Annotated in this window: 9 protein-coding genes and 1 riboswitch; of the genes, 5 read left to right on the top strand and 4 right to left on the bottom strand. The window is 30.3% G+C overall.

What is annotated here, in order from left to right:
* Positions 1-38: 38 nt before the first annotated feature.
* Positions 39-234: riboswitch (cobalamin riboswitch) on the bottom strand.
* Between the two features lie 3 nt (positions 235-237).
* The 4 genes from MPF19_RS11415 to MPF19_RS11400 are packed head-to-tail and all read right to left on the bottom strand — an operon-like array spanning position 238 to position 4,166.
* Positions 238-777 (bottom strand): AAA family ATPase, encoded by a 540-nt coding sequence (locus tag MPF19_RS11415; RefSeq protein ID WP_249988341.1) that lies wholly within the window; start codon positions 775-777, stop codon positions 238-240.
* Positions 770-1,711: an adenosylcobinamide-phosphate synthase CbiB gene (cbiB, locus tag MPF19_RS11410; RefSeq protein WP_249988340.1), complete on the bottom strand. Its 942-nt coding sequence runs from the start codon at positions 1,709-1,711 to the stop codon at positions 770-772. Before cbiB ends, MPF19_RS11415 begins: the two co-directional genes overlap by 8 nt.
* Positions 1,702-2,709 carry a pyridoxal phosphate-dependent aminotransferase gene (locus MPF19_RS11405; protein WP_249988339.1) on the bottom strand — a complete coding sequence of 336 codons (1,008 nt, stop codon included), beginning with the start codon at positions 2,707-2,709 and terminating at the stop codon, positions 1,702-1,704. The genes cbiB and MPF19_RS11405 overlap by 10 nt, the downstream gene beginning before the upstream one ends.
* Complete coding sequence (locus MPF19_RS11400) at positions 2,703-4,166, bottom strand: cobyric acid synthase (protein ID WP_249988338.1); 1,464 nt, start codon at positions 4,164-4,166, stop codon at positions 2,703-2,705. Before MPF19_RS11400 ends, MPF19_RS11405 begins: the two co-directional genes overlap by 7 nt.
* 305 nt (positions 4,167-4,471) lie before the next feature.
* On the opposite strand from MPF19_RS11400, the gene MPF19_RS11395 reads away from it, so the two are divergent.
* From MPF19_RS11395 to MPF19_RS11375, 5 genes are all read left to right on the top strand, one after another.
* Entirely contained in the window at positions 4,472-5,242 is a 771-nt protein-coding gene (locus MPF19_RS11395; protein WP_249988337.1) for a LytR/AlgR family response regulator transcription factor, read from the top strand.
* A gap of 1 nt (position 5,243) precedes the next feature.
* The gene (locus MPF19_RS11390; protein WP_249988336.1) at positions 5,244-6,881 is read left to right on the top strand and encodes a sensor histidine kinase; all 1,638 of its coding nucleotides are present in this window, start codon (positions 5,244-5,246) and stop codon (positions 6,879-6,881) included.
* A gap of 96 nt (positions 6,882-6,977) precedes the next feature.
* Positions 6,978-9,533 carry a zinc-dependent metalloprotease gene (locus tag MPF19_RS11385; protein WP_249988335.1) on the top strand — a complete coding sequence of 852 codons (2,556 nt, stop codon included), beginning with the start codon at positions 6,978-6,980 and terminating at the stop codon, positions 9,531-9,533.
* 3 nt (positions 9,534-9,536) lie between these two features.
* Positions 9,537-12,830, top strand: a complete 3,294-nt coding sequence (locus tag MPF19_RS11380) for a SusC/RagA family TonB-linked outer membrane protein (RefSeq protein WP_249988334.1) — start codon at positions 9,537-9,539, stop codon at positions 12,828-12,830.
* Positions 12,831-12,840: 10 nt separating this feature from the next.
* Positions 12,841-14,157, top strand: a complete 1,317-nt coding sequence (locus MPF19_RS11375) for a RagB/SusD family nutrient uptake outer membrane protein (protein WP_249988333.1) — start codon at positions 12,841-12,843, stop codon at positions 14,155-14,157.
* Positions 14,158-14,198: the final 41 nt, after the last annotated feature.

Raw genomic sequence — 14,198 nt, 5'->3', positions numbered from 1 at the left:
GCATCTAACACTATAACTTTTATTCCCGAAAGTTTATAATTATGTCTTGCATTTAGGCAGGTTTTCTGACTCGCTCTACTTTTAACGCCTTCCCATTTTTACAAACAGTGACTTAATTGTTAAAAGCTTTTTTTAGAGCTTACAGCTGCGGGAACAGTTTTGGATTCTCACCAAATTCCCATTTAATTCTTTATTCTTAATTAAGAATAAGAAACCTAAAGCATTACAAATGTATCATTAATTTTTGAAATACACGATGGAATCTAAAATGAGTTTTATTCTTTTTTCCGGAGAATTTTTTGGCAATATTATAATTTCAAACCCTTTGTTTTTATACTTTTCTAAGAGTGATTTTTCTAGTTTTAAACAGTAATCAAACTCTTGTAATCTTTGTCCGTCTTGGCAATAAATATCAAACCAAGTTGGTGCAAAAAATACTGTTTTATGATATGTTTCTTGATAAGGGAAATTGATTAGGTAATCTGGTATTGGATTGTTTGCTACGGTTAAGTAGGCTTCCAAATCGAGTAGAGAACGGTCGCAAATTAGTGCATTACTAGTTTGTAATTCATGATGAGTTAATTGAAAAACAAGATCTGTAAATCTATTTAGATCTTTCCAAGGCATGCCGTTTCTATGGTGTTTTTGTTCATCAATAATAACTTTTCTAGAAATTTCATCCATACAAGGTATGTCGTTTTTTAGAATATTTATTAATGTCGTTTTCCCAGTACCTGGAGCTCCTGTAATAATGTATTTTTTTTGAGGTTTAGACATTCTGAAACAGTAATAAAATTGCGATACTTAAAAGACAAAACAAAATACTTACAGCATAATTAATGCGGCTAACAATTTTAATTTCTTCGTGTTTAATTTTACGATTATTACTGCCAATAAATGGTTTTTTTAGTAATTTTCCGTGATAATAATTAGGTCCTCCAAACTGACAATCTAATATATAAGCTAAGGCAGCTTCTGGGTAACCTGCATTTGGGCTGCTGTGTTTTTTCCCTTCTTTAAAAACAAAAGAAATTCCGTTTACTTTTAACTGAACAAGTAACATTAATATAGCTGTAATTCTAGCCGGAATATAATTGGCAACATCATCTAATTTTGCAGCAAACTTTCCAAATGATATATAACGATCGTTTTTATAACCAATCATAGAATCTAATGTGTTTATCATTTTGTAAGCCATTACCCCTGGGATACCCAAAATTAAAAAGTAAAAAAGAGGTGCAATCACTCCGTCACTTAAGTTTTCTGACATGGTTTCTAACGTGGCAATTCTAATTTGTTGTTCGGATAAGTTATCTGTTTCCCGTCCTACAATCCAAGATAAACGTTTTCGACCAGCTTCTAAACCTTCATTTTTAAGGGTATTAAAAACGGCGTACCCTTCTTTTATCAAGGTTTTGTTAGCAAGACAGTAAAACAACATTAATATTGAAAATAAAAGAGAGAGGATAGGGAAGTTGTACGCATTTAATAAACGAATAATTAGGTAAGGTAATACAAAAGAAATACCAACCAATAAAATAGTTAATAGTGCGCCTTTAAGGACTTTAGAAGCACCTTTGTTTAATTTTTTTTCACCAAAAGAAATACTATTTCCGTAACCAACAATAAGGTGCGGTAATTTTTTAGGATCTCCAAAAATGGCATCTAAAGCAAAGGCAATTATTAAGATGTAAATTGATGTTAAATCCATTTTTTTAAAGCTTCAATTAATATGTTATTCGCTTCTTTACTTTGAGTAGAAAGCCGAATGTATTCTCCTTCTAATCCATTAAAGTTTGTAGCGTCTCTTATAAGAATTTGATGTTGTGTACTTAAATATTCTTTAAGTTTTTTTGCTGATGTACGCTGTAATTCAACTAAAAAATAAGAAGTAGTACTGTCACAAACTTTTATGCCTTCTATGGCGGTAAGTTGTTCTTTAAAAAAAGCAGTTTCTTCTATTAACTCAGTACAATTAAATTGAAGGTTTTTATAATTGTTAAAAATATATTCTCCTGCCTTTATTGCCAATAAATTAACACTCCAGGGCATTTTTAAAGCTAAGAGTTGTGTAATGTTTGCCGCATCGGAAACTACATAACCAAGACGCAAACCCGGAATTGTAAATGTTTTTGTTAAGGAACGGACAACTATTACATTGATGTACTTTTCTGTTAATGAAACAATAGATTCTGTACTGTTAGTAAACTCAATATAAGCTTCATCAATAATAAAGGTAGTATTTGGTTTTTGTTGAAAAAGAAGTTCTAATTCGCTTTTAGAAAAAATAGCTCCCGTAGGATTATTTGGGTTGCATATAAAAACTAAATCTGCATTGGTTTTGTATATTTCTGATCTAGAAATTAACTCGTATTTTAATTTAAATATTTTACAAGCATCTTCATATTCCGAAAAAGTTGGTGCAACAATTGCTGCCTTTTTATCAGAAAAAAACTGAGCAATGAGATAAAAAGCTTCGGTTGCCCCGTTGGTAAACAAAAACTGATCGTTTTTAAGGTTGAATTTTTTAGCAGCCAATTTATTCAATTCACTTGCAGCAGGAGAAGGGTAACTTTGTATTAAACGAACGTGCTTTGAAACCTCATCAAGCAGCGCTTTAGAGCATCCTTTATAATATACATTAGAACTGAAGTTGTGCTTAATCTCGCCTTCAATTAAATGAAGATCATCGCCGTGGCCATTTAGCATATTTCTGAGCTGTTTTTTACAATCGTTTCCATGTCTAAATTTTCATCGATCCAATCTGCTAATTTATCAAATTGTTGGGCTTTAAATTCCTTGTAGTTTATAGCTGTTGCGTTCGGGAATTTTAACTGCAATAATTCTGTAACAACATCTTGGTTATCAAAAATACCATGAAGGTAAGTTCCCCAGCTTTTATCACCATCAAAAAAACCTTCATATTTACCTTCAATAAGGTTTAAATGTTTGTTTTTGGGTACAGTAGTTTCTCCCATGTGGATTTCATAACCTTCACAAGATTCGTTATAATCTTTAAATTGAAAATTACGTTGTATGGTTTGTTTTGTTCTGGAAAGAGTTGTTTCAATATCAAACAAACCTAAACCTTCTTCTGAATTTACATTACTTTCTACAGAAAAAGGATCATTAATAACATTTCCTAACATTTGATATCCACCACAAATTCCGATAATAGGAATGTGCTTATATTGTTCTTTTATAATAGTATCTAAACCTTCTTTTTTTAACGCAATTAAATCTTCAATCGTATTTTTAGTACCCGGAATGATGATAACATCTGCTTTGTTTAATTCTTCGGCATCTCTTGTAAAATACAGATTGATGAGTGGTTCTTGCTCTAAGGCTTGAAAATCTGTATAATTAGACATGTAATAAAGTTTTACTACAGCAATATTTAATTTATGGTCTATAGCTGTTCTTGCTCTAAGGTTCAATGCAACCGAATCTTCTTCTTCTATAATAATGTCTGTAGCGTATGGTAAAACACCTAAAATGGGAATCCCTGTGAGTTCTTCTAATTTCTTTTTTCCATCAACAAATAAAGAAGGATCACCTCTAAATTTGTTAATAATAATTCCTTTTACCAATGTACGTTCCCAATCTTCTAGCAATGCTATAGTGCCGTATACGCTTCCAAAAACACCACCTTTATCAATATCTGCCACTAAATATACACAAGCATTTGCTGCTGCTGCCATACGCATGTTTACAATATCTCTATGTTTTAAATTGAGTTCGCTAATGCTTCCTGCACCTTCCATTACAATCGGGTTGTGCTTGGTAGCTAATTCTTTAAAAGAATTTTTAGCTTCTTCAAAAAGATGTTTTTTATCATTGCCTAAAAAATATTCTTTAGCGGTTTGGTCACCAATTGGTTTTCCATGTAAAATAACTTGCGATTTATTTACAGAAGATGGTTTTAATAAAATGGGATTCATTTCTACCGTTGGCGGAATTCCGCAGGCCTCTGCTTGTACTGCTTGGGCTCTTCCAATTTCTAGATTATCTGGTGTAGAAAAACTATTTAAAGACATGTTTTGTGCTTTAAAGGGAGCAGGCGTGTATCCTTTTTGTTTCAACCATCTGCAAATTCCAGTTGTTATCCAGCTTTTACCAACATCAGAACCTGTACCAACTAACATGATAGGTTGTAACTTTTTCATTCTTTTTTTGTTTCTTATAGAAAACAAAAATATTAAATTATATAGACTTAGTATTACGTTAATGATAAAGTTATTGCAGGAATATGTGTAACTTTTATGATAGCAATATAAAAAACTACTTACACAACGGTATTTCTTTAAAAACGAGTGTAAAAAAAGAGATAACTTGTCTACAATTACTTAAAAAGTGAAAATAATGTTCTCTTTTTTTCAAAAACAGAAACAAATTACTAAAGTGTGCGTTAAAAATGTATAATATTGAGTAAGTTGCCTACTTAATTAAAATACAAATAAATTGGTTTAAAATGGATATTGTTATTATTGAAGATGAAGATTTAGCAGCAGCATCTTTAGAAAACTTATTATTAAAAAGTACGTATTCTATACATATTAAAAAACGATTAGAAAGCGTAGCGCAATCTATAGCGTGGTTTAAAAATAATACCTGCGATTTAATTTTAAGTGATATTCATTTGGGAGATGGGGAAAGTTTTGAGATTTTTGAAGCTTTAAAAATCAATGTTCCTATAATTTTTACAACAGCATTTGATCAATACGCTATTCAATCATTTCAATTTTTTGCTATTGATTATTTATTAAAGCCATACGACAAACATAAATTAAATGCTGCGCTAGAAAAGTATAAAAATTACGCGATAACTCCTGCTAAAGATTCTAGTGATTTAGAAAAACTATTAAATCATTTTAAAAAACCTAAAGAAACGAAAGAAGCACAACAACGATTTTTAGTTTCTAGAGGCGAAAAATTAATATCTATAACTGCTGATGAAATTGCCTATTTTATGGCAGAAAACAAGTCGCTTTTTTTATTTACCACAAAAGGTGATAGTTTTTTGTATGATGATACTATCATGAATCTAGATTTAAAGTTATCAAAAAAAGATTTTTTTAAAATAAATAGAAAATACATTGTAAGACATACAGCTATAAAAACAATTATCAAATACAGTCAGAATAGATTAAAAATAGAATTAGAACCTTCATCTAAACAGAATGATTTTGTTTTAATTAGTTCAAAAAATGTTCGTCCTTTTAAAGAATGGTTAAATAATTAATATGCAAACCTCTATATTTTGGACTCGTTTAAAAAAACATCGGCAATATTTATATATAAGTATGCTGTTGATTGCTGTATTTTTTATTGGTAGTTCGTTAATTACTCCAAAAATCACATCGGTTACAGAAGATTTAATTCAAGATATTATCCAAGGAAATTTAAAATCCAAAGAAAATATTGTCGCTTTTGAATTTAATCAACTGAATAGCTCTTTTAAAAATTCACAAAAGATCCTTCGAAATTCACAAAATAATTCTTTTGAATTTTTAAAGGAAAAATTACTATTCACATCAGATCTATCCATAGAGAACCATAGTATTTATAATAGTTTCGTTTCAATTGTTTCGTCTAATAAATTACATGAAACTCATTTTTCTAACAAGGAAGATTCTTTATATCAAAAAGAAATACATACATTTCTAAAAGATATTCATTTTGTAAAAGATGAGGTTGTTATAGATACTGTAGTTACAAGGGCGGATAAAGTAATTAACAGGAAAATTTATATTAAAAAGCTACCTAACAATAAAGTTGTTTATACAGGTTACGATGTTGATTTAATTTCATTTTGGAGCTATTTTTCAGAGACCTATAAAGGAGATGGAGGCTATACGGTAGTTACAAATAAAGATGGTATTTGCATGTTGCATCCTGACACAAAGTATATTGGAAAAAAAATAGAATCCTATTTTAGTACAATTTCTATTAAAAAAATTCTAAATAGTTCACTTAAAATTAATGGATATTTCGTTCCAAATAATATCAATTCCCTTAAAGATAAGGCGATTTCTGAATTTTTGGGTTTAGAGGTCTTACGTTATTATGATACTATTAAAATAGGAAATATACCTTTAATAGTAGTGGTTAGTTTTCCTGTGGGTATTCATTTAAAAGAAACTACAAAAAACATACAGGGGTATTTTTCGTGGATTAGTTTTTTAGCATTTACTACATTTATGTTGCTCTTAATAGCTTCTAGATTGCAGTTAAAAAAAGAATATGTAGAGAATTTAAAGGTTGTAGAAGAGAAGGAACAATTAACATATAGCAACGAAAAGTATCAGAAAGAAAATGCAATTCTTCAATTGAATCAACTTAAGAAAAAAATAAATCCACATTTTTTATTCAACAGTTTAAACTCTTTGCATGTTTTAATTGATTTAAATCCAGATTTATCACAACAGTTTGTATTAAAGTTAGCGGATGTTTATAGATACCTTTTAGATGAGAGAGAAGGGAATTTAATTTCAGTAAAAGAAGAAATGAGCTTTTTAGAACAATATATCTTTTTACAAGAAATTAGATTTAATAAGAGTTTACATGTAACAATTAAAAATAATTGTGATGATACAATTTTAGTTAAAAAAATACCATTTCTATCTTTAGAAACGTTGGTAGAAAATGCGATAAAACATAATGAAATAACTAAAATAAATCCGTTGATGATTAGTGTTGTTATTAATGAAGATTTTATTACCATTAAAAATAATTACACACCAAGAAAGTGTAAAGCTAAAGATAGTCATCATATTGGATTGACTTATTTAGAGAATACGTATCAATTTTATAATATATCAGCCTTTAAAACAGGGGTAATTGATGACGAATTTGTGTGCATATTGCCATTTATTACTTAAAAAAATTATTTCACTCCGTTTTTTAATGAGTTCACTCCATTTTGTTTTGTTAAGTTGTTGATATCATGCAAATTTGATGTTTTAACAATGTCATTTATGAAAATATCCTCTTTAAAAGGCGCTTTATTGGTTCAGTATTTAATTGTTTCTATTTTGATGATTACCAGCTTGTCTGGTTTTTCTCAGGATAAAAAGGATACCTCTGATAAAGAAAATCAAGAAAAAAAAGATTCTATAAAACCTACGGATGCTAAAAAATTGACGTATCAGAAATTTTTAAAAGAAGGGAATGTTAAAAAAGGATTGTTCAATGTATATGCTATAAAAGAAGATTACTATTTTGAAGTTCCAGATTCATTAATATCTAGAGATTTATTAATTGTAAATAAAGTGTCTAGCGTTCCTTATGCCTTAAATGGCCATGGTTTAAACAAAGGAATGACTTTTGAAACCAAACTTGTTCGTTTTTATAAAGACACTGATTTAAACAAAGTTTGGGTTAAAACCATAAATCCTAGGGTTCAATCTCCAGAAAATGATGCAATTACTTTATCAGTAAAAGATAATTTTGGTGAGTCTATTATAGAAGAATTTGAAATTGAAAGTAAAAATACAGACTCTACTTCTGTATTTATTAAAGTAAATAAAATTTTTAATGGTAAAAAACAAAGTTTTATCGATGTACTTACAAATATAGGTTTAGGAGGAAGTATAAAAACAAACTTGTCTATTTTAGAAAGTATTAAATCTTTTCCAGAAAACATTGTTGTAAAATCTTTGTTAACCACTTCTGTTAAAGAAGGCGGAAGTGCAGCATTACCTTTAACAATTGGTATTACTACAAATATTGTTTTATTGCCAACAGATGTAATGAAACCTCGTTTTTCAGACAAACGTATTGGGTATTTTACAAAACCGATGGATTATTTTTCTGATGATCAACAAGAAGTTGAATCTAGAGGAATGATTACAAGATGGAGGTTAGAGCCTAAAGAGGAAGATGTCGAAAAATATAAACGAGGAGAATTGGTGCAACCTAAAAAACAAATTATTTATTATTTAGATCCTGCTACTCCAAAACAATGGCGCCCTTTTATAGAACAAGGTGTGTATGATTGGAATGTAGCTTTTGAAGCAGCTGGATTTAAAAATGTATTAAAAGTAAAGTTTCCATCTAAAGAGGATAAAGATTTTGATGCAGATGATGTTCGCTATTCTGTAATCACCTATGCAGCATCAGAAAAACAGAATGCTATGGGACCTTCTATTGTAGATCCTAGAAGTGGAGAAATATTAGAATCAGATATTATTTGGTGGCATAATTTAATGAAAGGGTTACACTCTTGGATTCGTGTGCAAACAGGTCCTATCGATCCAAAAGCAAGACCAAACAAGTTTTCTAACCAACATATGGGAGAAGCAATTCGTTTTGTTTCATCGCACGAAGTTGGTCATACCTTTGGATTAAAACATAACATGGGTGCATCATTTAGTTATCCTGTAGATTCTTTAAGATCTAAAACGTTCACCTCTAAAATGGGAGGGACAGCACCGTCTATTATGGATTATGCACGTTTTAATTATGTAGCGCAACCAGAAGACAACGTTACAGATATTACCCCTAAAATTGGTGTGTATGATACCTATGCAATTGATTGGGGATATAGATGGATGGATGAGACATCTGCTCACCAAGAAATTTCAGTATTAAACCAATGGATTCGTAAGCATGAAAATGATCCTTTATATTTTTATGGACCGCAACAAGGTGAAGTAATAGACCCTAGGTCTCAAAGTGAAGATTTAGGAGATAATGCTGTAAAAGCAAGTGAATATGGCTTAAAGAATTTAAAGAGAATATTGCCAAATATTTTAAGTTGGACAGCAGCAGAAGGGCAAGATTATTACAAAGCATCTAAACTATACAAGGCAGTTATAGACCAATGGTCTACCTATAATGGTCATGTAATGGCAAATATTGGAGGAGTATATATAAACAATACCGTTTATGGTGATGGAAAAGACACTTTTGAGCCAGTATCTACAAAAATGCAAAAAGAAGCATTGCATTATATTATACAAAATGCTGTTTTACCACAAAAATGGTTGTTTATGCCAAATATTATCAATAAAGTTTTTGCAGTAAGAGATGCTCCAGACGGAGAACGATATTATTCTCCTGTTTCTATGTTACGTATTTATCAAACAAACGTTATTTACGCTTTGATAAAAACAGATAGATTGATGAGAATTACAGAAAATGAAGTTTTAGTGAAAGATAATCAAGAGGTTTTTACAGAAGAATATGTATTCGATAGTTTATTTGAAGCCATTTTTAAGAAAACTGAAAAGGGAAAATCTTTAGATATGTTTGATCGTATTACACAAAAAAACTATGTAGATGTGTTAACTGTAGATAGAAATAAACTACTAGAGAAAACAAAGAAAAAAACACTTTCAGAAGATGCTAATAACTTTAAAAATATACATTTTTCATACTTACCAAGAGTAGCAGATATAGGAACTAATAAAAGAGCTGCATTAGAAAAAGTATTAATGCTTTTAAAGAAAAAAGAACATAGAGGAGATAGCGCAACTCAGGCACATTATAGTGACTTAATAGCGAGAATTGAATATAATTTAAAAAACTAAATCATGAAAAAATTAATATATCTATTAGTTTTTATACCCAGTTTACTTATTGCGCAGCAAGAAAAAGTAATAAGTGGTAAAGTTATTGACGCTGGCTTTCAAATGCCAATTGTTGGTGCTTCCGTTTATGCATCCTCTGCAATTATAGGGAATGAGACCAATACAAAAGGAGTTATTCAAGGCACAATGTTAGGAACTACCACAGATTTTGATGGTGGATTTTCTATAAAAATAGGAGCAGATATTAAATTTATCTTGGTTTCTTATATCGGGTATGAAACTGAAAAAATTGATGTTTCTAATGTAACTACAAATTTATCTGTTGTTTTAAAAGAAACAGCAGAACGTTTAGATGAAGTTGTTTTAACGGGATATCAAAAAATTGAAAAACGTAAAATAACATCTTCTTATACAAAAGTTGAAATGACGGACATCAATCAAGCAGGTGTTGCTAGTGTAGATCAAATGTTGGTTGGGCAATTATCGGGTGTATCTATTCAACCTATTAGTGGTGCTCCTGGGGCTCCTTCAAAAATTTCAATTAGAGGAGCTGCTACTTTAAATGGTTCTTCAGATCCTTTATGGGTGTTAGACGGAATTCCGTTAGAAGGAAATGATATTCCGCAAGATTTTAGAGATAAGGACAATATAGATAATTTACAATCGTACCCAATTGCAGGATTAAATCCAGAAGATATAGAAAGTATTACGGTTTTAAAAGATGCCTCTGCAACATCTATTTATGGTGCAAGAGCAGCAAATGGAGTTATTGTGATCACTAGTAAAAATGGAAAAAAAGGAGCAATGCGTATTAATGTAAATGCAAATGTATTTGTAACTCAAAAACCAGATTTTAGTAAGTTAAATTTAATGAATTCTTCTCAAAAAGTAGACTTCGAATTACTTTTAGCAAGTAGATCCGATTTAAAATACCAACAAGATAGAGGAGAAGTAGCCAGGATATTAAACAGCTATGGTGAGTATAATAATTTTAGAGATAATGGTTTTGGTAGTATTTCTAGTGATGCCCAAAACGATATCAATAATTTAAAAAACACGAATACCAATTGGGGAGATGAGTTGTATGAAATGGCTATAAACCAACAATACGGTGTTAGTCTTTCTGGAGGATCAGAAAATAATGATTACTATTTTTCTACAGGTATTTTCGATGAAAAAGGAACAACGAAAGGTACAGGTCAGAAACGATTTAATATTACGTTAAAAGATAATTTTAAGGTTAACGAGAAACTAAAAGTAGGGGTAGCGTTATTTGGTAGTCAAACCACAACATCTTCTTATATTACAGGAGCAGATGCATATACAAATCCTTCTAATTATTCAAGAAATGCCAATCCATATTTAAAAGTAAAGAATGCGGATGGCAATTATATGTATGATCCAGATTTGGTAGAAAGATCAGATTTAAATCTAGATTATAACATTTTAGAAGAAAGAGAAAATACGAATTACGAGTTGATCTCAAGCTCATTAAAAGCTATTTTTGATGTTGGCTATAAAGTTAATAAAGACATTCACGTTACAACTCAATTAGGTTTACAATTAGATTTTGATAAAACTGAAAAGTATAGTGCAGAAGACAGTTACTATACCCGTAAATATGAGCAAAGATCTGAATATGCATCATCTACAGGTACTTCTTATTATATGCCTAAAGGTGGAATTATTCAGAATTGGAATGCAGATGTTTTTCAATATAACTGGAAAACAACAGCGAATTACAACACTTCTTTTAATGATGTTCATGAACTAGATGTTATGTTAGGGACAGAATTTCGAAGAAATAAAAGAACACAAATTCATACCAAAGGTTTTGGTTACAATGCAAACACTTTAACTTCTGTTGCTATTGCAGATGAGCGTTCATTAACCAATTCATTATTTGATCCTTATCAAAAAACATTGAGTGAAAATGCATATGCTTCTTTCTTCGGAACAGCTTCTTATACATACGATAAAAAATATACAGCTTTTACAAGTTTAAGATATGATGGTTCTAACTTGTTTGGGGTAAATCCTAAATATAGATACTTGCCTATTTGGTCTTTTGCAGGTTCATGGAATGTATATAAAGAAGACTTTATGTATAATGTTGATTTTGTAACCGATTTAAAACTAAGAGCATCATACGGTGTGCAAGGAAATATTGATAAATCGACATCACCTTTTGTAGTTGGAGAATATTATACAGAATCGATTCTTCCGGGAGTTAGCGAAGAAACTATTAGAGCGTTAAACGCACCTAATGGAAATTTAAGATGGGAAAAAACAGTATCCTCAAACGTCGGTTTAGATGTAGGATTATTAAATAATAAAATCTATATCTCAGGAGATTATTATGCTAGAAAAAGTACCGATTTAATAGGTTTAAGATCTGTACCATTAGAAAGTGGTTATAATTTTATCAATACCAATTGGGCTACTGTAAGTAATAAAGGGTTTGAACTTGCTATAAATACAACCAATATTAATACACCTAATTTTAAATGGACAAGTGGTTTAAATATCTCTCACAATAAAAGTATTGTTGATAATATTGAAATTAGAGAAGAAGACTTTAAACCTTCTTTAAAAGGATATAGTGTAAATGCCATTTTTGCAATTAAAACGGCAGGATTAGATAGCAACGGATTACCATTATTTTGGAAAGATGGTAAAAAAGTTTCTGCAGTAGATTTTTACAATTTAGAAGCAGGAACAAATGGAAGTCAATTAACAAGAGAAGAACACAGAAATTTATATTCTTATGTGGGTGATGGAACACCGAAGTTTAGTGGTGGATTTAGAAATAGTTTTAAATACAAACAATTTGATTTACGTGTATTAACAAACTTTAATATAAAACAAACTGTAAAAGCTGCTCCAAGTTATAACCTTGCCTTAGCACAACCCGGAAATAATTATAGTACAGATATTTTAAAAGCAGGAACTGGTAATTATCCAGCATTAATAGGAGCGACTTCTCCTGGTTTCGATACCGATTTGGTGTACACTTGGTTCAATTCTTCAGATGACGGACAAACGTATAATGACTTAGATATTTGGGTAAAAGATATTTCTTATATCCGAGTGAGTAGTATTAAGTTGAGTTATGCAATACCTATCAAAAAGTTAGAAAAGTTAAAAATTTCAAGCTTAAACTTTAACCTTGAAGGACGTAATTTATTTGTTTTCGGAACAGATTATGATGGCTTTTTTGACCCAGAAACGTATGGTAGTTTGTATGCGCAACCTATTCCTAGAATTATTTCAGCAGGATTTAATCTTTCTTTTTAAAAAATAATTTATGAAAAAAATAATATATAGCATTTTTGTCACTTTAAGTTTTATCTCTTGTGATAAGTACTTAGATATTGAACCAGTAGGGCAGGTAATTCCTAAATCTGTAGAAGAATATAGAAGTTTTCTAACTTCAGCATATTCAATAGCCAAAAATCATAAGGTTTTAACAACGTATAGAACCGATGAATTATCTTTAAGTACAGACGCAGCTGGAATAGAGTTTTATCAAGATCTTTTTATTTGGAATGATGCAAACCCAAGTCCTTTAACAACTGTTTTTCCGTATGCTACTTTTTATAATACTATTTTTTACACCAATCATGTTATAAATAGTGAAGCTACTATAGAAGGAAATTTGTCAGAGAAAGAACAATTGGTAGGAGAAGCGTACGCTTTACGTGCAATGCAGTATTTTGAATTGATAAATCTATACGCTAAACCTTACAATAAAGTAACAGCAAATACAGATGCAGGTGTGCCAATTACTACTGAATATGATGCAGAAAAGGAGTATGCTGTAGAATCTGTTGAAGAAGTGTATGCATTAATTTTAAGTGATCTTGCTAAAGCAGAAAGCTTATTAAACATTCAAAAACAAGAGGTAGGATATAATTATAGATTTTCTGTAGTTGCTATAAAAGCATTGAAGTCGCGTGTGTATTTATATCAACAAGAATGGCAAAAAGCAATAGATACAGCAAATGAAGCCCTTGCTATAAATGCTGAAATTCAAAATCTGAATGCTGATACTTCTATAATGCCATCAGAATACAATTCAGTAGAATCTATTTTGGCATTAGAAACCATTGCTTCTGTAGATTTGGTTAGTAATACAACCATTTCAGAAGCTTTAATTAATGCTTATGATCCATCTGAAGATTTACGTTTTCCACTTTATTTTAAGCAAAATACAGACGGTAGTTTTAATTCTAAAAAAGGGGCAGAAACTAAATTTAAAGTTTCTTATAGAACAGCCGAATTACAGTTAACCATTGCAGAATGTTTGGCAGCGTTAAATGAAGATGTTTTGGCAAAAGAAAAGCTGATTGCCTTTACCGAAAACAGATATACAACCGATGGCTGGAATGCTTATAAAACAAACGTAAATTCATTAAATAGTAGTGATTTAAAGGAAGAAATCTTAGAAGAACGTAGAAGAGAATTTGCTATTGAAGGACAAAGATGGAATGATTTAAGAAGAACTACGCAACCTAAATTAACTAAGATTTTTGACGGAGTAACCTATATATTAGAGGAAAACGATGCTAGATATGTGATTCCTTTTCCTAATGATGCTACTATTAATAACCCTAATTTATAAATAAAAACAGTTGTAACCCTTTGTTATCTTATAGGTTACAA

The organism is Polaribacter sp. Z014, from assembly GCF_023555435.1.
Lineage (GTDB): Bacteria > Bacteroidota > Bacteroidia > Flavobacteriales > Flavobacteriaceae > Polaribacter.
The sequence above is the reverse complement of the archived record's forward strand: the minus strand, read 5'-3'. Positions and strand labels throughout refer to the sequence as shown.

Bases quoted from the DNA above. Each gene is read 5' to 3' on its own strand.
- MPF19_RS11415 (WP_249988341.1), bottom strand. From the start codon at position 777: ATGTCTAAACCTCAAAAAAAATACATTATTACAGGAGCTCCAGGTACT.
- cbiB (WP_249988340.1), bottom strand. From the start codon at position 1,711: ATGGATTTAACATCAATTTACATCTTAATAATTGCCTTTGCTTTAGAT.
- MPF19_RS11405 (WP_249988339.1), bottom strand. From the start codon at position 2,709: ATGCTAAATGGCCACGGCGATGATCTTCATTTAATTGAAGGCGAGATT.
- MPF19_RS11400 (WP_249988338.1), bottom strand. From the start codon at position 4,166: ATGAAAAAGTTACAACCTATCATGTTAGTTGGTACAGGTTCTGATGTT.
- MPF19_RS11395 (WP_249988337.1), top strand. From the start codon at position 4,472: ATGGATATTGTTATTATTGAAGATGAAGATTTAGCAGCAGCATCTTTA.
- MPF19_RS11390 (WP_249988336.1), top strand. From the start codon at position 5,244: ATGCAAACCTCTATATTTTGGACTCGTTTAAAAAAACATCGGCAATAT.
- MPF19_RS11385 (WP_249988335.1), top strand. From the start codon at position 6,978: ATGAAAATATCCTCTTTAAAAGGCGCTTTATTGGTTCAGTATTTAATT.
- MPF19_RS11380 (WP_249988334.1), top strand. From the start codon at position 9,537: ATGAAAAAATTAATATATCTATTAGTTTTTATACCCAGTTTACTTATT.
- MPF19_RS11375 (WP_249988333.1), top strand. From the start codon at position 12,841: ATGAAAAAAATAATATATAGCATTTTTGTCACTTTAAGTTTTATCTCT.